The sequence below is a fragment of the Arthrobacter sp. 10T425 genome (genome assembly GCF_056393985.1).
This window is the reverse complement of record NZ_JBFTGZ010000012.1, coordinates 95,544-116,789: the sequence shown is the minus strand read 5'-3', so window position 1 is coordinate 116,789 and position 21,246 is coordinate 95,544. Positions and strand designations below refer to the sequence as shown.

Sequence of the window (21,246 nt, the reverse complement as noted above, 5' to 3'; positions counted from 1 at the left end):
CTATCGCCCTGTTTGCCCGGTTCCCATCCGGAGGCTCCGGGGCACGCGGTCAGCCGAGGAAGAGGACCTTGGCCAGGGCGGCGACACCGGCTGCCCAGAGCATGGAGGTGAGGGTTCCGATGATGAACCGCTCGGCCGCCACCGGGGTGGCTTTCAACTCGGCAAACCGGCCGAGGCCCTTGATGGCCACGACGTAGGCGATGGCGACGGGCTGGCCGGCCAGGATCGCCAGGCACACGGCGAACCGTTCCAGGATGCCGATAATGGCACCGCCGCGCAGGATGCGCACGCTGCTGACGGTCTCGGCGGGCGGCGCGGCGGCCGCCACTGCCGGGGTAGGCGCTGCTCCGTCCTGCCCGGCCGGCTCCGGGGCCGCCTGAAGGTCGGGGTCTGTGGTGGAGTCGGCGGCGGGGTCCTCGGCCGCGTCCCCGACGGCGCCGCTTCCGGCGTCGGCCCGGTCATCAATGGTGCGGGCGAGGCGGAACACCCAGGCAGTGACCGGCCAGCCGACGAATCCTGCGGTGAGCAGGGCCAGCGTGATCCACAGGGCGTTCACTTCTCTCCTTCGGTGCTGTCGTGGGCGAGGGTCAGCAGCAGTTCTGCGGCCGGCCTCGCGGCCCATTCTTCCTGCCAGCCCGAGCGCAGGACTGCGCGGCTCACCGACTGCTCCGTGATTCCGAGTTTCTGTGCCGCTATTTTTTGGCTGCCGTGGGTTCCGTGGGTGTCTTGCCGCACCGAGCGCAGCACGTCCACCACCTTCCATTGCGCCGCGGTCCGGTCCTGGACCAGGCGGCCAATCAGTCGGAGCACCGCCTCCGCATTGGCGCAGGCCCTGGCCCCCTGGGATCCGCTGGCGCCGTCCGCGGCCGTGGTTGCTGCATTTGCATTTGCCCGGCGGCGGTCGCGGCCGGCAACCACGGCGAGGGGAACATGGGCGGCCGCCCCCTTGGCCCGGTCGACGGCGGACCGGGCCGCCACGAAGGCGGGACCGGAGCCTTCGCGCGGGCTGGCGGGCAGCGGCAGGTCCACCTCCCCCACTCCGATCCCGACATACCAGCGGCCGCTGCGCAGGGCGTGAAGGGCGATCTCCACCACCTCGTCGGCCCGTTCCACGACGCCCTGGACCTCGTCGCCCACCGAACGCTCAAAGCGCCCGGCGGTGGAGAGTGCGCTGAGCCCCTTCAGGAGGCCGGGGACCCGGTCGATGTCGCCCGTGCTGCCGCGCTGGTCGATTGTCATGACGTACATGACCCCAGCCTAGGGAGCTGATCCGGAATAATCAACCGTTTTCAACTGATTACTTAAAATCAGCCTAAATAGGCTTATGAATGACAGTCAGCGGAATTTGGCTGAAATACCAGCCGGGCCTATCCGAAGAGGTTGACCGGCTTGACGATGTCGGCGTAGATCAGCAGCGCGCCCATGCCCATCAGCAGCACCGCCACCACATACGTCACCGGGAGCAGCTTGGCGATATCGAAGGCGCCGGGATCCGGGCGGCCGAACAGCTTGGCGATCTGGCGCCGGGCCCCCTCGTACAGCGCGCCCGCGATGTGGCCGCCGTCGAGCGGCAGCAGCGGAATGAGGTTGAAGACGGCCAGGGCGAAGTTGAGTCCGGCCAGCAGACCCACCAGGGCGGCGAAGCGGGACTGCAGCGGGACTTCCTCCATCGCGGCGACCTCGCCGGCCACGCGGCCCACGCCCACCACGCTGATGGGGCCGTTGGGGTCCCGGGGTTCCTCGCTGAAGGCTGCCTTGGCCACACCGGCCACGCGCTCCGGCAGGTTCACCACCACACCGGCGACCTGCTTGATGTTCTCCCCCGCCATCGGCAGCACGGCCGACGCCGGCTGCTGCACGAGTGCCGTCTGGGCGCCGATGCCCAGGAAGCCGACGTCCTGGTATTGGAGGCTTCCGTCAGCGGCCTTGGCCTGGCGGCCGTCGGGACCGAGAACCGGGCGGGCGGAGAGCACGGGCGTGACGGTTGTCGAGACGGTGGCGCCGCCGCGCTCCACGGTGATGCTCACCTGCCGGCCCGCCGAGGCGCGGATCCAGCCGGTGAGTTCGTCCCACCTGGTGACGGCCTTGCCGTCGAAAGAGGTGATGGTGTCATTCGGCAACAGGCCCGCGGCCGCGGCCGGGGTGGGCTTGCAGTCGGCGGAGTCCGGGTCCACGGTCTCGCCGGCCTTGACCTGGCATTTGGAGACGTCCGCGATCGTGGTGGTCTGGCTGGCGGCGCCGAATCCCATCAGCAGCACCGCGGTCAGCACGACGCCGATCAGCAGGTTCATCGCGGGCCCGCCGAGCATGATGATGATCTTTTTCCAGACCGGCAGCCGGTAGAAGACCCGGGTTTCGTCGCCGGGGCCGATTTCCTCGTGGGCCAGGGAGCGGGCATCGGATGCCAGTGACTGGAACATTCCGGTGCTGGAGGTCCGGACGGTGCCGTCTTCCTTGTTCGGCGGGTACATCCCGATCATGGACACGTAGCCGCCCAGCGGGATGGCTTTGAGGCCGTACTCGGTTTCGCCCCTTTTCTTCGACCAGACGGTGGGTCCGAAACCGATCATGTATTTGGTCACGCGGACCTTGAAGAGCTTGGCCGGGAGCAGGTGCCCGACTTCATGCAGGGCAATGGACACGGCGATGCCGATCGCCACGAAGACGACACCGAGGACAAAGAGGAGGACGGGGCTCATACTGTGATCTGCTGCTTCCTAGACGCTTCTTACGGCTAAACGTTCGTGGGTGCGGGCGCGTGCCCATCTTTCAGCATCCAGTACGGACTCCACCGTCAGCCCGGAGGAGCCTGAGTGTTCGCTGAGGACGGCATCGATGGTGTCCACAATGTCGGTGAACCGGATCTGCCCGGCGTGGAAGGCCATCACCGCTTCCTCGTTCGCGGCATTGAACACGGCCGGGAAGGTGCTGCCCTGCGTGGCGGCCGCCTTCGCGAGGTCGACGGCGGGGAACGCCACGGTGTCCAGCGGCTCGAACGTCCAGCTGGTGGCCTTGCCCCAGTCGCAGGCCCTGGCGGATCCGGGGACCCGGTCCGGCCAGCCGAGGCCGAGGGCAATGGGCAGGCGCATGTCCGGCGGCGAGGCTTGGGCGATCGTGGAGCCGTCGACGAACTGGACCATGGAATGCACCACGGACTGCGGGTGGACCACGACGTCGATCTTCTCCAGGGGGATGTCGAAGAGCAGGTGCGCCTCGATCACCTCCAGGCCCTTGTTGACGAGGCTGGCGGAGTTGGTGGTGACCATGAGGCCCATGTCCCACGTGGGGTGGGCCAGGGCGTCCTGCGGTGAGACGTCGTGCAGTTCGTCCCGGCTCTTGCCGCGGAACGGCCCGCCCGATGCCGTCAGGATCAGCCGGTCCACTTCCGCGGCGGAGCCGGAGCGCAGGCACTGGGCAATGGCCGAGTGCTCCGAATCCACGGGGACGATCTGCCCTTCGCGGGCCGCGGCCTTGACCAGGGCACCGCCGACGATCAGGGACTCCTTGTTGGCCAGTGCCAGCGTTGCCCCGGAGGCGAGGGCGGCCAGGGTGGGGGCAAGTCCGATCGAGCCGGTGATGCCGTTGAGGACGACGTCGGCGGTGATTTCCGCGACCCGGGTGGAGGCGTCGGGGCCGGTGATGAGTTCGGGGCTGTACCCGATGAGTCCTGCCGCGCGGGCGGCGTCGTCGATCATGCGCCGGAGGGCGGAGGCATCACCGGAGGCGACACCGACAGCCTGGGCGCGGGTGTGGACGGCCTGCCGGGCCAGGAGTTCGAGGTTGCTGCCGCCGGCGCTGAGCGCGACGACCTCAAAAAGGTGCGGGGCGCCGTCGACGACGTCAATCGCCTGTGTGCCGATGGAACCAGTGGACCCGAGGAGGACGATTTTGCGCGGCTGCATGATTCAAGTATCCCGCACCGCGCCGCTGCGCCGCGTCCGCCTCGAGGTGGCACTTCACGGCAGTCGCGGCGTGCAGCAGTGCCGTGAAGTGCCAGCTCGACGCCGTCGGGTTGAGTCTTCCGCCGCTCGTTGACGCAGCAGGGCGGAGGCGTAACGTGGAAAACGTGGAGTGGACCGCGTGGTTCGACGCGCCGGAGTACGAGTTCGCCCGGCAGGTGCTGCAGCGCAGCACCGCCACCCTGTATTTCGTGGCCTTCCTCTCCTCGCTGAACCAGTTCCCGGCCCTCCTCGGCGAGCGCGGCCTGTTGCCGGTGCCGGCGTATCTCGAGGGCTTCAACCGTTTGGGCCGGCCCAGCCTGTTCCGCTGGCGCTACTCGGACCGGCTGCTGCGGACGGTGTGCTGGAGCGGCATGGCCATTGCCGCCACGCTCATCGCCGGGCTGCCGCAGCTCGGGCCGCCGTGGGTTCCGCTCATCGCGTTCCTGGCCCTGTGGCTGTTGTACATGTCGATCGTGAACGTGGGGCAGACGTTCTACGGCTTCGGCTGGGAGATGCTGCTGCTGGAGGCCGGGTTCACGGTGGCCTTCCTTGGCTCCGACCAGACTCCCCCGCCCCGGACCATCCTGATCCTGCTGGTCTGGCTGGTGTTCCGGCTGGAGTTCGGCGCCGGCCTGATCAAGATCCGGGGCGGCCAGGAATGGCGGGACCTGACGGCGCTGTACTACCACCACGAGACCCAGCCGATGCCGGGGCCGCTGAGCCGGCAGGCCCACCTGCTCCCCAAGGCCTGGCACCGGCTGGAGGTCCTGGGCAACCATTTCGCCCAACTGGTGGTGCCCTTCTTCCTCTTTGCCCCGCAGCCGCTGGCCAGCGCCGCCGCCGGAATCATCATCTTCACCCAGCTGTGGCTGGTGGCGAGCGGAAATTTCGCCTGGCTGAACTGGATGGCGATCATCCTGGCCTTCGCGGCGGTCAGCGATCCCGTGGCGCACGCCGTGATTCCGGCGATCCCGCTGGACTGGCATGCCGCGGCTGTGTCCCCGTCCGCAGGAACCGGAGCAGGAGCGGCGGTGGGCGCAGCCGGGGTGGGCAGCCAGGCGCCGGTTCCTTGGCTGGTGGTGGTCCTTGTGGCCACCGTGCTGCTGGTGGTGCTCAGCTACCGGCCCATCGAGAACCTCTTCTCCCACCACCAGTTGATGAACGCATCCTTCAACCGCTGGCAGTTGGTCAACACCTACGGCGCGTTCGGCACCGTCACGAAGCGGCGGATCGAGATCGTGGTGGAGGGGACCCTCGACGAGGACCCCGGGGACGACGCGGACTGGCGGGAGTACGGGTTCAAGGGCAAGCCCGGCGACGTCCGGCGCATCCCGCGCCAGTACGCCCCATACCACCTGCGGCTGGACTGGCTGATGTGGTTCCTGCCGCTGCGTACCGTGCACGAGGAGTGGTTCTACGCGTTCCTGGCCAAGCTGCTGGCGGCGGACCGGCCCACGCTGCGGCTGCTGCGCCACGACCCGTTCGCCGGCGGACGGCCGCACTGGATACGTGCCACCAGCTACCTCTACCATTTCTCCACCCGGGCCGAGTTCCGTGCGACGGGCCAGCGCTGGATCCGGACCCCGCTGTATGTCGTCATCCCGCCGTCGCGGCTCCCGGCGCCGCGCCCGACGTCGGAGGCGTGAGGCCCGGCGTCGGAGGCGTGCGGCCCGGGGCGGTGCGGCCCCGGGCGGTGCGGCCCGGCGCGGTGCGTTCCCATGGGCCCGTTTACCGCAAATGGCCGGAATGAGTGTCGTCATTCCGGCCATTTGCGGCAATTCAGTCCAACGCCCGCGCTTAGACGGACACCTCTTCCTTCGCCGGCGCAGCCTCCAACGTTGCCTGGCGGCGGCGCAGCCACCACGAGGCGGCGAAGATCAGTGCCATGGAGACGTACACCACCAGGGCGAACGGTGAGGAGAACAGGGCCGTGGGGTCGTTTTGCGAGAGCTGCAGCGAGCGCCGCAACTGCACCTCGAACATCGGTCCCAGGATCATCGCCACCACCATGGGCGCCACGGGATAGCCGTAGCGGCGCATGAAGTAGCCCAGGATGCCCACTATCAGCAGGATGCCGACGTCGCTCGGGGAGAAGTTCACCGAGAAGGCGCCGAGGGCGGCGAAGACCAGGATGCCGGCGTAGAGGTAGGGCCGCGGGATCTGCAGGATCTTCACCCACAGGCCCACCAGGGGCAGGTTCAGCACCAGGAGCATGAGGTTGCCGACGTACAGCGATGCGATCAGGGTCCAGACAAGCGCGCCCTGGTTTTCGAACAGGAGCGGGCCGGGCTGGATCTGGTAGCGCTGGAACGCCGTGAGCATCATGGCCGCCGTCGCCGTCGTCGGGATTCCGAGGGTCAGCAACGGCACCAGGACACCGGCGGCCGCGGCGTTGTTGGCCGCTTCCGGTCCGGCGACGCCTTCGATCGCGCCTTTGCCGAACTGGGCCTTGTTGGCGCCCTTGGCCAGCTTCCGCTCGGCGGCGTAGGACAGGAACGTGGAGACGTCCGCGCCGCCGGCCGGGACGGTGCCGATCGGGAACCCGATGAAGGTTCCACGCAGCCACGGCTTCCAGGACCGCTTCCAGTCCTCCTTGGACAGCCAGGCGTTCTTGCCCTTGCTGACCGGGATCAGCTCCACCGGGCCGTGCCGCAGCTTCGATGCGACATAAAGCGCCTCGCCGAGGGCAAAGAGGCCCACGGCCACGAGGACCATGTCGACGCCGTCAACCAGGGTGGGGTTGTCGAACGTGAAGCGCTGCTGGGCCGTGCTGTCATCGATACCGATCAGGCCGATGAACAGCCCGAGCGCCAGGGATGCCAGGCCGCGCAGGACGGAGGCGCCCAGCAGCGCACCGACGGTCAGGAAGGCCACCACCATGAGGGCCACGTAGTCCACGGGGCCGAGGCCGACGGCGAAGTCGGCCACGACGGGCGCCAGGAAGGTCAGCAGGACCGTCGCGATGGTGCCCGCGATGAAGGATCCGATCGCCGCCGTCGCCAGGGCTGCCGCTCCCCTGCCGGCCTTGGCCATCTTGTTTCCTTCGAGCGCCGTGACGATCGAGGAGGACTCGCCCGGCGTGTTCAGCAGGATGGAGGTGGTGGAACCGCCGTACATGCCGCCGTAGTAGATCCCGGCGAACACGATCAACGCAGCCGCGGGGTCCAGGGCATAGGTGATGGGCATGAGCAGGGCCACGGTCATGGCGGGGCCAATGCCGGGCAGCACGCCGACGGCGGTGCCGACGAAGACCCCGCCCAGGGCGTAGAGCAGGTAGACGGGCTGCAGCGCGGTGCTGAATCCTTCGAGCAGGAGCATGAAGCTATCCATGGAAGAACGGCACCCCCTCGAACAGCGGCCCTGGCGGCAGGGACACGCCGAGCAGGCCGCCGAAGACGTACTGCAGCACCAGCGCCAGGATCACGGACACGGCGATCGCCTTCCAGAGGGGTTTGGCGTCCAGGGACCAGGCGGCACCGCTGAAGAGCACGGCGGCGGCCACCGGCCAGCCGGCCGGCTCGATCAGGAAGATGTGCAGCACCACGAAACCCACCAGTTTGGCCAGGGCAACCCAGTCGGTCTTTGCGGTCACGTCCAGATCTTCGCTGTCCTCGGCCTGCCCGACTTTGCCGCGGAGGACCTGCAGGACCACCCCGGCGCCGCACAGCACCAGCAAGCCGCACACGATGTAGGGGAAGGCACGCGGGCCGATGCCGGTCTCCGACGGCGGGATCGGAATGGATCCCGCCGTCGCCAGGCCCGCGACGCCCACGCTGACGAACACGAGGGCGAACAGGATCTCCCCGGTCGGCCGCTTGGCGGGCGCCGCAGGGGGCGCCGCGGCGGGTGCAGACGTTGATGCGAGGTCAGACACTGTTACTTGACCAGGCCGATCTGGGTCAGGGTGGTCTTGACCTTGGCGATGTCCTCGGTCAGGAAGGTCTTGAAGCCGTCACCGGCCAGGAACGCGTCGTCCCAGTTGTTCTTGGTCAGGGTGGACTTCCAGGCCTCTGACGCGTGCAGCTTGGTGACGACGTCGGTCAGCTTCGCTCGCTGGGCGTCGTCGATGGACCCGGGGGCCACCACGCCGCGCCAGTTGGTCAGCACGACGTCGATCCCCTGGTCCTTGAGCGGCTTGATCCCGGGAAGCGCCGGGGCCTCGGCCTTTCCGGAGACGGCGAGCGCCCGGACCTTGCCGGCCTTGACCTGTTCGGCATACTCGCCCACGCCGGAGATGCCGGCCTGGACCTTGTTGCCGAGCAGCGCCGCGATGGACTCGCCGCCGCCGGAGTAGCCGATGTAGTTCAGCTTGTCCGCCTCCACGCCCTGGGATTTCAGGATCTGCCCGGCCAGGATGTGGTCCGCGCCCCCGGCCGAGCCACCCGTGATGGCCACGCCCTTGCCGTTGGCCTTGATGTCCGCGACGAGGTCGGCGACCGACTGGTATTTCGACGACGCCGGCACCACGAGAACCAGCGGCTCTTCAGTGAGCCGCGCGATCGGGGTGGTGTCTTCGAGCCGGGTCTTGGCGCCATTGGTCTCGACCGCACCCACCATGACGTAGCCCATCACCATGAGGGTGTTGACGTCCTTCTCGGTGGCGAGCTTGGCGAGGCCGTTGGTCCCGCCGCCGCCGCCAATGTTGGTGACCTGGGCGGAGGAGACGAGCTTGTTGGTCTGCAGGTCCTGCTGCATGGCACGTCCGGTCTGGTCCCAGCCACCGCCGGGGTTGGCCGGGACGATGATGCTGAGCTTCTTGATCGGATCGGCGCCCGCGGACCCGCCGGCAGCGGTGCCGGTTCCGCTTCCCGCGCAGGCGGACATGGCCAGGACGACTCCGGCGGCGCCGGCAATGAGGGCGGCGCGACGTGTGTGGGTGGGACGCGTGAAAGCGGGCCGCGTGAAAAAGTTCTGGGAAGTCATGGTTTCTCCTAGGGCGAATGTGATGCACATCATTGGAATCACGTCACTGACCCTAGGAGCGCCCGCCGAACGGCAACAGCATTTGGCCGTAGAGGTAGTAGTGGTCATATTGGTCACGGCCCCGGCCGTCTTTTTGGCGGGCGGGCTGCGCCCCCAATGGGAAACTTGTGACATGTTTCACAAGATTCCCCTTCGGTTCCAGCTGGTCGCATTGCAGCTGGGCATCGTGCTGGCTGTCCTCACGGTGGTGGGGGCCGTGACCATCCGGATGCAGGAACAACAGCTCCGTGACGCCTACAAGGGCCGGCTGATCGGCGTCGCCGAAAGTGTTGCCCAGTTGCCCTCGGTCATCAACGCGTTCGGCACATCGTCGCCGGCGCAGACCATCCAGCCGATCGCGGAAGTCATCCGGCAGGCATCCAACGTCACCTATGTGGTGGTGACGGACCGGCACGGGGTCCGTCAGTCGCACCCCAATCCGGCGGAAATCGGCCGGCCGGTCTCCACCGATCCGTCCGTGCCGCTGTCCGGGGAGATCTACGTGGGTACCCAGACGGGCACGCTCGGTGAGTCCTGGCGGGTGAAGGTTCCCATCTTCGATGCGGCCGGCGCCGTGATCGGCTCCGCATCCGTGGGGGTGCTGGAGAGCACCCTGGCCGCCGACCTCCATGAGGACATGCCGCAGCTGTTCGGCTGGCTGCTCGGGGCGGCACTGCTGAGTTCGCTGGGCGCGATGTATGTCTCGAAACTGGTGTGGCGGCGGATCTACAAACTCGAGCCCGAGGACATCGCTGCCCTGCTGGAAACGCGCGACGCCATGCTCCACGGCCTGGGTGAAGGACTGGTGGCGGTGGACGCCGACGGCAGGGTCGCGCTGGTCAACGATGAGGCACGCCGCCTGCTCGCCCTGGCAGGGGACATCACCGGGACCCCTGCAGCGGCAAGCCTGGAACCGGCGGTCCTCCGCTTGCTCTCGGCCGGATCCGCCACGGAGGAACTGGTGCTCTCGGGTGAACGGATCCTGCTGGGCAAGGTCAATGCGGCCACCGTCGACGGCCGCGAAGTCGGAAAGGTGCTGATCCTGCGCGACCGCACCGAGCTCCACACGGTCCTGCGTGACCGCGACGGCGCCGTGGACGTGACGCAGGCACTCCGCGCCCAGGCGCACGAATTTGCCAACAAACTGCACGTCATCTCCGGGCTGCTGGAGCTCGGAAAGCAGGACAAAGCCATCGAATACCTGGGCCGCAGCCACAACGACGCCGTCTTCGCGAACCGGCCGCTGGCGGCCGGAATCACCGACCACGGCGTCCAGGCGCTGCTGATCGCGAAGTCCACGGTCTGCGCCGAGCGCGGCATCGAGATCATCGTCAGCCCGGATTCGCTGTGCTCGGTTGATGACTCGGGCGACGTCATCACGGTGCTGGGCAACCTGATCGACAACGCTGTGGACGCTGCGGGTTACGACAGCACTGTTGCCATCCGGCTGGGCGAGAGCGCCGACGGCGGGCGGACCATCGTGGTGGAGGACGACGGACCCGGCGTCCCGGTTCCTGAACGCGCTAAAGTGTTCGAGCCCGGCGTGACCAGCAAGGAGTCCGAGGGAATCAACAGCCGCGGGTTTGGGCTGGCCCTGGTCCAGCGGGTTGCCCTCCGGCGCGGAGGCCGGGCGGCAGTATCCTCATCGGCGTTGGGCGGAGCCTGCTTCTCGGTAGTGCTCAGAACAAAAGAGGCGGAACTACAAAACCAATGAACGCCATACGCACCCTCATCATTGACGATGACGTAGCAGTGGCCGGGATCCATCACGGGTTCCTGCTGGCACGCGGCGGATTCGACGTCGTGGCCATGGCCCACACCGGGCAGCAGGGCATCGATCTGGCCGCGGAGCTGGGCCCGGAGCTGGTGTTGCTGGACATCCATCTGCCGGACATGTCCGGCCTGGACGTCCTGCAGCGGCTGCGCGCGCGCCGGCGGCCGGTGGATGTCCTCGTGATCACCGCGTCCCGGGAGCTTGACACGGTCCGTGGCGCGATGGCCGGCGGGGTGCTGCACTACCTGGTCAAGCCCTTCTCCTCGCAGGCATTGAACGAACGGCTCGACGAGTACGTCATGCTGCGGGACGATCTGGCCTCCGGCGCTTCCGGGCCGCTTGACCAGGCGAGCATCGACCGCCTGGTGGCGCCCTCCCGCCGGTCCGCGGTGGCGGAAACCCCGGCGGGTCAGCCCGCCCAGCCGGACCAGGCCGCCGTACGGCTGCCCAAGGGACTGTCGCGCCCCACCCTGGACGCGGTCATCGAGGCACTGAAGGCCAGTCCGGAGGACGTCTCCGCGGCCGGCCTGGCGCTGCAACTGGGCCTGTCCCGGGTCAGCGCCCGCCGCTACCTCGAGTACCTCGTGGTTCACGGCCATGCCCGGCTGACGCCCCGCTACGGAGCCGCGGGCCGGCCGGAGAACCGCTATCTCTGGCGCCGCTGAACATGTCCGGTTCTTGGAGGCAGCAATGAGCAAGTCCAGTTCATGACGGCCACACAGAGCATGTCCAGTTCATGACGGCCACACTGAGCATGTCCAGTTCATGACGGCCACACTGAGCATGTCCAGTTCATGACGGCCACACGGGACACGTAGCACAAATGCGGGGCACGGGCCTGGGGTTGCGCGGCACAGGGCACCCATTTGACGCAGATGGCCGCAATAGGATCAGCCAATCCGGCCATCTGTGGCGAATCGCGAAGTCCAGTCCGGCAGGATCCCACCTCGGCACCCACGAAGTTGCCCGGCGCCAGCCCCGGGACGCCGGCCACCCAGGGACGCATCGGCACAAGGCCTCGGAGAATGGTCGAGGATTCAGAGCCACAGGGCACTCAATTGACGCAGATGGCCGCAATAGGCCCAGCCAATCCGGCCATCTCTGGCGAATCGCGAAGTCCAGCCCGGCAGAGTCCCACCTCGGCACCCACAAAGTTGCCCGGCGCCAGCCCCGGGACGCCGGCAGCCGCCCAGGGACCCATCGGCACAAGGCCTCGGAGAATGGTCGAGGATTCAGAGCCACAGGGCACCCAATTGACGCAGATGGCCGCAATACGATCAGCCAATCCGACCATCTGTGGCGAATCGGCGAGTTTCACACGGCAGAGCTTCACCCGGGCACACGCTGGTGGGCACACGTTGGTGGGCACACGTTGGTTTGCACGTGTCGGTGGGCAGCCGGCCCGCGGTCAGGACCCGACGCGGCCCGCGCGGCGCAGTGTGGACGCGGCGTGCTTGAGGATGGGCCCGTCGACCATCTTGCCCTTGAACTGGAAGACGCCCGAGCCTGCCGCGGAGGCGGCATCGAGCAGCTCCGCGGCTGCCGAGACGTCGGCCTCCGAGGGTGCATAGGCTTCGCGGACCACGGCCACCTGGTCCGGATGGATGCAGGCCTTGGACGAGAATCCGGACGCCACCGCGTCACGTGATTCAAGTGCCAGTCCGGCCAGATCCGGGATGTTGACGTAGACGGCGTCGATCGCGTCCTTGCCGAAGGCGCCGGCGGCCAGCAGCACGCTGGAACGGGCGTGCAGCGCGACGGCCCGGTAGCTGCCGTCCTCCGCCCGGCTGGAGGTTCCGCCGAGCGATGCCAGCAGGTCCTCCGCACCCCACATCAGGGCCACCACGTTGGGCTCGGCGGCGATGGCGGCGGCGTTGAGGACGCCGGCGGCCGTCTCGCAGAGGGCAATCACGCTGTAGCCCTCGAGTTCCCTCAGCTGGGCAGCGCTCTCCGCCTTGGCCAGCATGATGTGCCGGTAGGGCGTGTGCTTGAGGCAGTGCAGGTCCTTCTCGAACTCGTCCGTGCCGGCCGGGTTGACCCGGACGACCGTGCGGGACGGATCCAGTTCCGGGACGTCGCCGGTGGCGCCGAGCTGGGCAAGGATGGCGCCGCGGGCCCGCTGCTTGTCGGCAGGGGCGACGGCGTCCTCAAGGTCCACGATCACGGTATCGGCGCGTTCCGCGGCTTTTTGGTACCGCTCGGGGCGGTCGGCGGGGCAGAACAGCAGGGCAGGGCCCATCAGGAAACTCATGTCTCTATTCTCCCCTTTTGCGCCGCTTCCAGCTCGGCAGCGGCGTGGGCCTCGCGTGTCCACATCAGGCAGCTGCGGGCGGCGAGCGCCACCACGTCCCCGTGCTGGTTCCGTCCGGTGTGCTGCATGGTCACGATGCCCTGCCCCGGGCGGGACGCGGACAGCCTCTTCCCGGTCACCACCGTCTCCGTGTACAGGGTGTCCCCGTGGTACAGCGGGTTCGGAAAAGACACATCCGTCAGGCCGAGCTGGGCGATGATGGTGCCCTGGGTCAGCTGCGGCACGGACTGGCCCACCACGGTGGCAAGGGTGAACATCGAATTCATCAGCCGCTGGCCGAAGGGCTGCCCGGCGCTCCAGGCCGCGTCGAGGTGCAGGGCCTGGGTGTTCATGGTCATGGTGGTGAACAGGACGTTATCCGTCTCCGTGAGCGTCCGGCCCGGCCGGTGGGCGTAGACCACGCCCTCCTCCAGCTCATCGAAATAGAGGCCGCGCTGCTCGATCACCCGGGGGGTGCCGGCACCCGGGTGTGCGCCTGGGCCCGGTGACGTCGTGCCTGCATCACTCATACGGTCAGTTCCTGGTCTTCCTCAAAGAGTTCGGCTCCGGTGGCCGCCACGACGTCCTCCACAGACACGTTCGGCGCCAGTTCCCGCAGCACCAGCCGGGACTTCCCGCCCTCGGTCACGACGTCGATCACGGCGAGGTCGGTGATGATCCGGTCCACGCAGCCCTTGCCGGTCAACGGCAGCGTGCAGGTTTCCACGATTTTCGGCTTGCCGTTGCGGTCCACGTGATCCATCATCACGATCACCTTCTTGGCCCCGAACACCAGGTCCATCGCGCCGCCCATGCCCTTGACCATCTTGCCCGGGATCATCCAGTTGGCGAGGTCGCCGTTGACGGCGACCTCCATCGCGCCGAGCACGGCCACGTCGACGTGGCCGCCCCGGATCATGCCGAAGGAGGCGGCGGAATCGAAGAACGCCGCGCCCTTGTTGACCGTGACGGTTTCCTTGCCGGCATTGATCAGGTCCGGGTCGACTTCATCCTCGGCCGGGTACGGCCCGACACCCAGGATGCCGTTTTCCGAATGCAGCACCACCTCGACGCCGGCCGGAATGTAGTTGGGTATCAGCGTCGGCATCCCGATGCCGAGGTTGACGTACTGGCCGTTGTGCAGTTCCTGCGCCACGCGGGCCGCAAGTTCATTGCGGGTCCAGCCCTTGCCCTCAGTACCGGCGTCGTGTTCGACGGCGGAGCGCCGGTATTCGTGGCGCACGGCCTCGGGACGGGGCGGGGCCTCTGCGGCTTTGTTCGTTTCCACGGCTAGGCTCCTGCCTGCTCTGGCGACAGTTTTGGTGCGCCGGAGGCACCGGTGGCCACCGCAACCGTCCGCTTCTCAATGCGTTTCTCACCCTGTGGGGCGAGAACCACGCGCTGGACGAAGATCCCTGGGACATGGACGTGCTCCGGGTCCAGCTCCCCCGGCTGCACGAGTTCCTCGACCTCGGCGATGGTGATCTTCCCTGCCATGGCGCACAGCGGGTTGAAGTTCATGGCCGTGGCGTGGAAGACGAGGTTGCCGTGGCGGTCACCCTTCCAGGCGTGCACGAGGCCGAAGTCGGGCGTCAGCGATTCCTCCAGCACGTAGTCGGCGCCGTGGAAGCTGCGGACTTCCTTCGGGGCGGAGGCAATCGCGACGTTGCCCTCGGCGTCGTACTTCTGCGGCAGGCCGCCGTCGGACACCTGGGTGCCGACGCCGGCCGGGGTGTAGAACGCGGGGATGCCCGCGCCGCCGGCGCGCAGCTTTTCGGCCAGCGTGCCCTGCGGGGTGAGGACCACCTCCAGCTCGCCGGAAAGGTATTGCCGGGCGAACTCTTTGTTCTCCCCCACGTAGGAGCTGATGGTGCGCCGGATCCGGCCGTCCTTGAGCAGGATCCCGAGGCCCCAGTCGTCGACGCCGCAGTTGTTGCTGACGGTTTCCAGGTCCGTGGCACCGCGCTCATGCAGGGCCTCGATCAGCGTCACGGGAATGCCGCACAGCCCGAACCCGCCGACGGCGAGGGAGGCGCCGTCGTGAATGTCCGCGACAGCCTCGGCGGCGCTGGCAACAACTTTGTTGATCATCGGTGATCCTTCCGGCCGGCTACAGTCCCAGTTCGCGGGCGATCAGCATCAGCTGGACCTCCGTGGTGCCCTCGCCGACTTCAAGGATCTTGGAGTCGCGGTAGTGGCGCGCCACGGTGAATTCGTTGATGAAGCCATAGCCGCCGAACACCTGGGTGGCGTCCCGCGCGTTGTCCATGGCTGCCTCGCCTGCGACCATCTTAGCGATGGCCGCCTGCGTCTTGAACGGCTTGCCGGCAAGCATCCGGGCGGCCGCGTCGTAGTAGGCCAGGCGGGCCGTGTGGGCGCGGGCTTCCATCCGGGCGATCTTAAATGCGATGGCCTGGTATTTGCCGATGTTCTGCCCGAACGCGCTGCGTTCCTTGGCGTATTTCACCGACTGGTCCACGCAGCCCTGGGCCGCGCCGACGGCCAGGGCCGCGATCGCGATCCGGCCTTCGTCCAGGATGGAGAGGAAGTTGGCGTAGCCGCGGCCCTGGGTGCCGAGCAGGTTCTCCTCGGGGACGTGGACGTTGTTGAACGTCAGCGGGTGGGTGTCCGAGGCGTTCCAGCCGACCTTGTTGTAGGCCTTTTCCGCTGTGAAGCCCGGAGTGTTGGTGGGCACCAGGATGGTGGAGATTTCCTTCTTGATGCTGCCGTCCGCGCGTTCCTCCTGGCCGGTCACCGCGGTGACGGTGACGAGCCTGGTGATGTCCGTGCCGGAGTTGGTGATGAACTCCTTGTTGCCGTTGATGACCCACTCACCACCGCCCAGCTTGGCGGTGGTCTTGGTGCCGCCGGCGTCCGAGCCGGCTTCCGGCTCGGTCAGGCCGAAGCCGGCGAGCGCCTTGCCGGAGGCCAGCAGCGGCAGCCATTCCTGCTTCTGCGCCTCATTCCCGAAGCGGTGGATCGGCATCGCACCGAGCGAGACGCCGGCCTCGAGGGTGATCGCGACAGACTGGTCCACCCGGCCGAGCTGTTCCAGGGCCAGGGCCAGGGCGAAGTAGTCCCCGCCCATGCCGCCGAACTCTTCCGGGAAGGGCAGGCCGAACAGGCCCATGTCCGCCATCTGGGAGACGACCTCGTAGGGGAAGCTGTGCTCTTCGTCGTGCTTGGCGGAGACCGGGGCCACCACTTCGTCGGCGAATTCGCGGACGGTGTCGCTAAGGATCTGGTAGTCCTCGCTGAGTTCAAAATCTGCCATGGGGTGACTCCTGTTTCTGAGGTACATCGGTGGTCTGTTGAAAGGTGTTGAGTGTGCCGGGGTTGGTGTGCCGTGGTGGAGGCGGTGGGATCAGTGCGGTTCGGTCATTCGGCCGCGCCCATCGCGATGACGGCTTCCTCGATCGTGTCCTCCGCTTTCGAGGGTTCAGTCGGAACAGCGGGGTGGATCGTTGCCACCACCTGATCGGCCTTGACGAGGTCGCCGGAGCCGACGCTGATGTGGACGGTTCCGTCCAGGGGCGCCACGAGCTGGTGCTCCATCTTCATGGCTTCCACCGAGAGCAGGACCTGGCCGGCCTCCACGGCGTCGCCGTTGCCGACGGACACCGACACCACGGTGCCGGGCATCGGCGAGCGCACCGCCGGGTCGGCGGCGCCTTCCTCGCGTTCGATCGCGGCCAGCACCCGGGCGAGCCGGGTCTCCCGGGTGAGCACCTCGAGCCGGCAGGACCAGCCCTCGTTGCCGAGGAACACTTCCGTTGGCATCGGGTTGCCGGGGCCAGGGGGGACGGGCCCGCGGTGGACAGGCGCCAGCGCGTAGCTGCGGGATTCGTCGCCCAGAGTCAACTCCGCGGTGCCTCGCTTGGTGGACCGAAATGATGCCGGGCGTCGCGGGCCGCCGTGGACTGCCACGGTCGCCGTCCCCCGCGCCAAGGAGCCGGATACCTGCACCGTGGCGATACCGCCGTCGGGGGTCCCCAGGCTGATCCGGCGCGGGGCAGCTGCACCGAGCCGCCACCCGTTACCGAGATGCCAGGGGCCTGTCCCGGCGTCCTGCGTTTCATGCCCGTGCATCGCAGCGGCGAAGACGGCAGCAGCGGCCACCTCGAAGTCGCCCGGGTGCCGGAAGGAGAACTCCGGCATTTTCCGTTCGATCAGGCCGGTGTCGAGCCGTCCGGCGCGGACGTCGGCGTCGTTGATCAGCAGCCGCAGGTATTCGACGTTGGTGTCGATGCCCAGCGCGGTATACCCGGCGAGCGCCTCATCGAGGGTGTCCAAAGCCTCAGCCCGGTCCTCGCCCCACGCGATGACCTTGGAAATCATCGGGTCGTAGCTGCTCGAGATTTGGAGGCCCTCCAGCAGGGCCGAGTCGACACGGACCTTGCCACTCGCGGTGTCCGGCAGTTCGTCCAGCAGCACGACCTGTCCGATGGACGGCAGGAAGTTCTTCTCTGGCACCTCAGCGTAGACGCGTGCCTCCACCGAGTGGCCGGTCAGCACGACGTCGGCCTGGGTCACCGTGAGTTCCTCGCCGGCGGCGATGCGCACCTGCCATTCGACGAGGTCAATGCCGGTGACCATCTCGGTGACGGGGTGTTCGACCTGCAGGCGGGTGTTCATCTCCATGAAGAAGAACTCGTCCGGGGCGGCGTCCGAGACCAGGAATTCCACGGTCCCGGCGCCGGAGTAGTGGACGCTGCGCGCGGCCTGGCAGGCGGCTTCGCCGATCCGGGCGCGGATCTCCGCTCCGTCGGGCAGGGATTCCAGCAGCGGGGACGGTGCTTCCTCGATGACCTTCTGGTGGCGGCGCTGCAGCGAGCACTCGCGCTCCCCGAGGTGGATGACGTTGCCGTGGTTGTCCGCCAGGATCTGGACCTCGATGTGCCGCGGGGTGAGCACGAGCCGTTCCAGGAACAAGGTGTCGTCGCCGAAAGCACTCGCGGCGACCCGGCGTGCGGTGGCCAGGGTGGCTTCCAGGTCCTCGGCGCGTTCGACGATGTGCATGCCCTTGCCGCCGCCGCCGGCGGAGGGCTTGATCAGCAACGGGAAGCCGACGCCGGCCGCGGCCTCGATCAGCCGCGCGTCGGTCATGCCGGGTTCAGCGATGCCCGGGACCACGGGGACGCCGTAGCCGGTGACGTGGTTCTTGGAGCGGATCTTGTCGCCCATGACGTTCAGGGATTCGACGCCGGGGCCGATGAACGTGATGCCGGCGGCTTCGAGGGCGCGGGCAAAGTCGACGTTCTCGCTCAGGAAGCCGTAGCCGGGGTGCACGGCCTCGGCGCCGGTGTCGCGGCAGGCCTGGATGATGGCCTCGATCTTGAGGTAGCTCTCGGTGGCCGCGGCGGGCCCGATCCGGACCGCCAAGTCGGCTTCCCGCACGTGCCGCGCGTCGGCGTCGGCGTCGGAATAGACGGCGACCGAACGGATGCCGAGGGCGCGCAGGGTCCGGATGACGCGGCAGGCGATTTCGCCGCGGTTGGCGACGAGCACGGTGCCGAACAGCGGGGTGCCGGTTGTGGGGGTGGCTGGAGGGGTGGCCACGGAAGGCGTGGTGGGCGAAGAGATGGTCGGCGAAGAAAGATTCATGGCTGGCTCACATCCGGAAGAGGCCGAAGGAGGTCTCCGGCAGCGGGGTGCGGGAGACGACGTCGAGCGCCAGTCCCAGGACGGTGCGGGTGTCCGCGGGGTCGATCACGCCGTCGTCCCAGAGGCGGGCGGTGGAGTAGTAGGGGCTGCCCTGGTCCTCGTACTGGGCCTTGATCGGGGCCTTGAAGGCTTCCTCGTCCGCGGCGGACCATTCCTCGCCGCGGGCCTCGTACTGGTCCCGCTTCACGGTGGCGAGCACGCTGGAGGCCTGGTTGCCGCCCATGACGGAGATCCGCGACGCCGGCCACATCCAGAGGAAGCGCGGGGAGTAGGCGCGTCCGCACATTGAGTAGTTGCCGGCGCCGAAGGACCCGCCGATCACGACGGTCAACTTGGGGACCCTGGCGGTGGCGACGGCGGTGACCATCTTGGCGCCGTTCTTGGCGATGCCGCCCTGCTCGTAGTCCTTGCCGACCATGAAGCCGGAGAGGTTCTGCAGGAAGATCAGCGGGATCCCGCGCTGGTCGCACAGTTCGATGAAGTGCGCGCCCTTGAGCGAGGACTCGCTGAACAGCACGCCGTTGTTCGCCACGATGCCCACCGGGTGGCCGTGCAGCTTGGCGAAGCCCGTGACCAGGGTGGTGCCGTAGTTCTTCTTGAACTCGTGGAACCGGCTGCCGTCGACCAGCCGGGCGATGACCTCACGCACGTCGTACTGGGCGTTGACGTCCGTGGGCACGGCACCGTAGAGCTCATCCGGGTCGGCAACGGGCTCGACGACGGTGTCCACGTCCCAGACTGGCGCGGAGGGCTTCGGCAGGGTGGAGACGATGTCCCGGACGATCTGGAGGGCATGCTCATCGTTCTCGGCCAGGTGGTCCGTGACCCCGGAGATCTTCGAGTGCACGTCGCCTCCGCCGAGTTCCTCCGCCGTGACGATCTCGCCGATCGCGGCCTTCACCAGCGGCGGGCCGCCCAGGAAGATGGTGCCCTGGTTGCGGACAATCACGGTCTCGTCGCTCATCGCGGGGACGTAGGCGCCGCCGGCGGTGCAGGAGCCCATGACCGAGGCGATCTGCGGGATCTTCGCCGCGGACATCCTCGCCTGGTTGAAGAAGATCCGGCCGAAGTGTTCCTTGTCCGGGAAGACCTCGTCCTGCTTGGGCAGGAACGCCCCGCCGGAGTCCACGAGGTAGATGCAGGGCAGCCGGTTCTCCAGGGCGATTTCCTGCGCGCGGAGGTGCTTCTTCACCGTCATCGGATAATAGGTGCCGCCTTTGACCGTGGCGTCGTTGGAAATGACCAGCACCTGGCGGCCGTGCACCAGCCCGATGCCGGCAATGACGCCGGCACCGGGCGAGTCGCCGTCGTACATGCCGTCCGCGGCCAGCGGGGCGATCTCCAGGAAGGGGCTGCCATCGTCGAGCAGCTGGTCAATGCGCTCGCGCGGCAGGAGCTTGCCGCGCGCCACGTGGCGTTCCCGGGACTTCGCGGGCCCGCCCAGCGCGGCGGTGGCGAGCCGTTCCCTCAGCTCGCCGGCCAGCCCCAGTTGGGCCTCCCGGTTCGCGGCGTAGGCGGTGCTCGTCGCATCCACCCGGCTGGCGATTGTCTCCATTGACTGTTTCCGTTCCCTGACCGGCGCGGACTTGCGCGCCGGAGCGGCAACTCAGGCCGCCCGACTATTTCGGTTAGTACCGCATAACTGAGATTTAGGTTAGTCTCTATTAACTGTGATGTCCAACACAGGGATCATTTTGTAAAGAGGGGATGCGCCGGTGACCGAGCCCAGCCAGACTGCCCAGCTTCCGTCAGCGCAGGCAGCCCCGCCCCAGGCAGCCTCAACCCAGCGCAGCCAGGCCAAGGCGAACAGACGGCAGGCCCTCCTGTCCGCCGCCGCTGCGCTCTTTGCCCTGGAGGGCTTCAACCGCGTTTCCCTGGAGGATCTCGGGGCCGCGGCCGGCGTCAGCGGACCGGCGGTCTACCGTCACTTCGCCGGCAAGCAGGCCGTCCTCGGCGCCCTGCTGCTCAGTGTCAGCCAGGACCTGCTCGACGGCGGCCGCAGGGTGGTGGCCGATTCCGACGGCGATCTGGCGGCGTTGGGCGGGCTGGTGGCCTTCCACGTCGACTTTGCGCTGAGCAACCCGGACGTCATCCGGGTCCAGGACCAGGACTTCAGCAACCTGGCCGGCGAGGACCAGGCCGAGGTCCGCACGCTTCAGCGCAACTATGTTGAACTCTGGGTGGACGTGCTGGCCGGACTGCACGAGGGCACGGAGGCCGCCGAACTGCGGATGCGCGCGCATGCCACGTTCGGGCTGATCAACTCGACCCCGCACTCGGTGCGCAGCCACGGGCGCCGGATCGGGGTCCGCCGCGCGAGGCCGCTGCTGGAAAGCATGGCGCTGGCCGCGCTCCTGGCACCGGCTCCCACCGAGCCGCTCGGCTAAGCAACTCCCCCCGCCCCGGGCGCCCTCCCGGGTCCACGTGTCCACCGCCCACGTGTCCACCCCATGGCGACTTAGGCACGGAGACGCCGTCAACGGGGCCGCCGCCGTCGAAATTGTCCTCCATGCGCCCCGGGACGGCGACAACCCCGCCCAAAGGAGCCCGCACACCACGAAGCTGCCGGCTGCCCCTTCCTTTCGGACGGGGCAGCCGGCAGCTGTGTAGAGGGA

Annotated in this window: 18 protein-coding genes; 4 read left to right on the top strand and 14 right to left on the bottom strand. The window is 68.0% G+C overall.

All coding sequences use genetic code 11. From position 1 onward, the window contains the following. Window positions 1-49: 49 nt before the first annotated feature. The 4 genes from AC1DDH_RS14885 to dxr form a co-directional block, all read right to left on the bottom strand. On the bottom strand, window positions 50-556 hold the full coding sequence (locus AC1DDH_RS14885) for a hypothetical protein (RefSeq protein ID WP_476932456.1): 507 nt from the start codon (window positions 554-556) through the stop codon (window positions 50-52). Beyond that, the gene (locus AC1DDH_RS14880; RefSeq protein WP_476856458.1) at window positions 553-1,248 is read right to left on the bottom strand and encodes a MarR family transcriptional regulator; all 696 of its coding nucleotides are present in this window, start codon (window positions 1,246-1,248) and stop codon (window positions 553-555) included. Before AC1DDH_RS14880 ends, AC1DDH_RS14885 begins: the two co-directional genes overlap by 4 nt. A 119-nt stretch (window positions 1,249-1,367) precedes the next feature. Then, entirely contained in the window at window positions 1,368-2,699 is a 1,332-nt protein-coding gene (locus AC1DDH_RS14875) for a M50 family metallopeptidase (protein ID WP_476955719.1), read from the bottom strand. 18 nt (window positions 2,700-2,717) lie between these two features. Continuing rightward, a complete protein-coding gene (gene dxr, locus AC1DDH_RS14870; protein WP_476955718.1) occupies window positions 2,718-3,902 on the bottom strand; it encodes a 1-deoxy-D-xylulose-5-phosphate reductoisomerase in 1,185 nt (394 codons plus the stop codon). Window positions 3,903-4,066: 164 nt separating this feature from the next. Between dxr and AC1DDH_RS14865 the strand changes: the two genes are divergently transcribed. Next, window positions 4,067-5,587, top strand: a complete 1,521-nt coding sequence (locus AC1DDH_RS14865; RefSeq protein ID WP_476955717.1) for a lipase maturation factor family protein — start codon at window positions 4,067-4,069, stop codon at window positions 5,585-5,587. Window positions 5,588-5,738: 151 nt separating this feature from the next. On the opposite strand, the gene AC1DDH_RS14860 is transcribed toward AC1DDH_RS14865, so the two are convergent. Genes AC1DDH_RS14860 through AC1DDH_RS14850 form a run of 3 tightly spaced genes read right to left on the bottom strand, consistent with a single transcriptional unit; the run spans window position 5,739 to window position 8,864 of the window. Then, entirely contained in the window at window positions 5,739-7,271 is a 1,533-nt protein-coding gene (locus tag AC1DDH_RS14860; protein ID WP_476955716.1) for a tripartite tricarboxylate transporter permease, read from the bottom strand. Continuing rightward, on the bottom strand, window positions 7,264-7,815 hold the full coding sequence (locus AC1DDH_RS14855; protein ID WP_230009576.1) for a tripartite tricarboxylate transporter TctB family protein: 552 nt from the start codon (window positions 7,813-7,815) through the stop codon (window positions 7,264-7,266). The genes AC1DDH_RS14860 and AC1DDH_RS14855 overlap by 8 nt, the downstream gene beginning before the upstream one ends. 2 nt (window positions 7,816-7,817) lie before the next feature. Beyond that, window positions 7,818-8,864 carry a Bug family tripartite tricarboxylate transporter substrate binding protein gene (locus AC1DDH_RS14850; RefSeq protein ID WP_476849412.1) on the bottom strand — a complete coding sequence of 349 codons (1,047 nt, stop codon included), beginning with the start codon at window positions 8,862-8,864 and terminating at the stop codon, window positions 7,818-7,820. A 172-nt stretch (window positions 8,865-9,036) separates the two neighbouring features. On the opposite strand from AC1DDH_RS14850, the gene AC1DDH_RS14845 reads away from it, so the two are divergent. After that, entirely contained in the window at window positions 9,037-10,617 is a 1,581-nt protein-coding gene (locus AC1DDH_RS14845; RefSeq protein ID WP_476856463.1) for an ATP-binding protein, read from the top strand. Continuing rightward, window positions 10,614-11,342, top strand: coding sequence for a response regulator (locus tag AC1DDH_RS14840; RefSeq protein ID WP_476849410.1), 729 nt, complete (start codon window positions 10,614-10,616; stop codon window positions 11,340-11,342). Before AC1DDH_RS14845 ends, AC1DDH_RS14840 begins: the two co-directional genes overlap by 4 nt. 743 nt (window positions 11,343-12,085) lie before the next feature. Here AC1DDH_RS14840 and AC1DDH_RS14835 read toward each other — a convergent pair. The 7 genes from AC1DDH_RS14835 to AC1DDH_RS14805 all read right to left on the bottom strand — a co-directional run bounded on the left by AC1DDH_RS14835 (window position 12,086) and on the right by AC1DDH_RS14805 (window position 20,186). Next, the gene (locus AC1DDH_RS14835; protein WP_476871555.1) at window positions 12,086-12,928 is read right to left on the bottom strand and encodes an HpcH/HpaI aldolase/citrate lyase family protein; all 843 of its coding nucleotides are present in this window, start codon (window positions 12,926-12,928) and stop codon (window positions 12,086-12,088) included. Continuing rightward, complete coding sequence (locus AC1DDH_RS14830; protein ID WP_476955715.1) at window positions 12,925-13,497, bottom strand: MaoC family dehydratase; 573 nt, start codon at window positions 13,495-13,497, stop codon at window positions 12,925-12,927. The genes AC1DDH_RS14835 and AC1DDH_RS14830 overlap by 4 nt, the downstream gene beginning before the upstream one ends. After that, window positions 13,494-14,255: a CoA transferase subunit B gene (locus AC1DDH_RS14825; protein ID WP_223914040.1), complete on the bottom strand. Its 762-nt coding sequence runs from the start codon at window positions 14,253-14,255 to the stop codon at window positions 13,494-13,496. The genes AC1DDH_RS14830 and AC1DDH_RS14825 overlap by 4 nt, the downstream gene beginning before the upstream one ends. A 2-nt stretch (window positions 14,256-14,257) precedes the next feature. Further along, window positions 14,258-15,058 (bottom strand): CoA transferase subunit A, encoded by an 801-nt coding sequence (locus AC1DDH_RS14820; RefSeq protein ID WP_476932451.1) that lies wholly within the window; start codon window positions 15,056-15,058, stop codon window positions 14,258-14,260. A gap of 19 nt (window positions 15,059-15,077) precedes the next feature. Further along, window positions 15,078-16,241, bottom strand: a complete 1,164-nt coding sequence (locus tag AC1DDH_RS14815; protein WP_223914042.1) for an acyl-CoA dehydrogenase family protein — start codon at window positions 16,239-16,241, stop codon at window positions 15,078-15,080. Window positions 16,242-16,345: 104 nt separating this feature from the next. Continuing rightward, window positions 16,346-18,571, bottom strand: a complete 2,226-nt coding sequence (locus AC1DDH_RS14810) for an acetyl/propionyl/methylcrotonyl-CoA carboxylase subunit alpha (protein ID WP_476887216.1) — start codon at window positions 18,569-18,571, stop codon at window positions 16,346-16,348. 7 nt (window positions 18,572-18,578) lie between these two features. Then, complete coding sequence (locus tag AC1DDH_RS14805) at window positions 18,579-20,186, bottom strand: carboxyl transferase domain-containing protein (protein WP_476887215.1); 1,608 nt, start codon at window positions 20,184-20,186, stop codon at window positions 18,579-18,581. 160 nt (window positions 20,187-20,346) lie between these two features. Between AC1DDH_RS14805 and AC1DDH_RS14800 the strand changes: the two genes are divergently transcribed. Beyond that, window positions 20,347-21,018, top strand: coding sequence for an SACE_7040 family transcriptional regulator (locus AC1DDH_RS14800; protein WP_476856469.1), 672 nt, complete (start codon window positions 20,347-20,349; stop codon window positions 21,016-21,018). The last annotated feature ends 228 nt before the right edge of the window (window positions 21,019-21,246 follow it).

Bases quoted from the DNA above. Each gene is read 5' to 3' on its own strand.
- AC1DDH_RS14805 (WP_476887215.1), bottom strand. From the start codon at position 20,186: ATGGAGACAATCGCCAGCCGGGTGGATGCGACGAGCACCGCCTACGCC.
- AC1DDH_RS14840 (WP_476849410.1), top strand. From the start codon at position 10,614: ATGAACGCCATACGCACCCTCATCATTGACGATGACGTAGCAGTGGCC.
- AC1DDH_RS14880 (WP_476856458.1), bottom strand. From the start codon at position 1,248: ATGTACGTCATGACAATCGACCAGCGCGGCAGCACGGGCGACATCGAC.
- AC1DDH_RS14815 (WP_223914042.1), bottom strand. From the start codon at position 16,241: ATGGCAGATTTTGAACTCAGCGAGGACTACCAGATCCTTAGCGACACC.
- AC1DDH_RS14850 (WP_476849412.1), bottom strand. From the start codon at position 8,864: ATGACTTCCCAGAACTTTTTCACGCGGCCCGCTTTCACGCGTCCCACC.
- AC1DDH_RS14820 (WP_476932451.1), bottom strand. From the start codon at position 15,058: ATGATCAACAAAGTTGTTGCCAGCGCCGCCGAGGCTGTCGCGGACATT.
- dxr (WP_476955718.1), bottom strand. From the start codon at position 3,902: ATGCAGCCGCGCAAAATCGTCCTCCTCGGGTCCACTGGTTCCATCGGC.
- AC1DDH_RS14810 (WP_476887216.1), bottom strand. From the start codon at position 18,571: ATGAATCTTTCTTCGCCGACCATCTCTTCGCCCACCACGCCTTCCGTG.
- AC1DDH_RS14835 (WP_476871555.1), bottom strand. From the start codon at position 12,928: ATGAGTTTCCTGATGGGCCCTGCCCTGCTGTTCTGCCCCGCCGACCGC.
- AC1DDH_RS14860 (WP_476955716.1), bottom strand. From the start codon at position 7,271: ATGGATAGCTTCATGCTCCTGCTCGAAGGATTCAGCACCGCGCTGCAG.
- AC1DDH_RS14830 (WP_476955715.1), bottom strand. From the start codon at position 13,497: ATGAGTGATGCAGGCACGACGTCACCGGGCCCAGGCGCACACCCGGGT.
- AC1DDH_RS14875 (WP_476955719.1), bottom strand. From the start codon at position 2,699: ATGAGCCCCGTCCTCCTCTTTGTCCTCGGTGTCGTCTTCGTGGCGATC.
- AC1DDH_RS14845 (WP_476856463.1), top strand. From the start codon at position 9,037: ATGTTTCACAAGATTCCCCTTCGGTTCCAGCTGGTCGCATTGCAGCTG.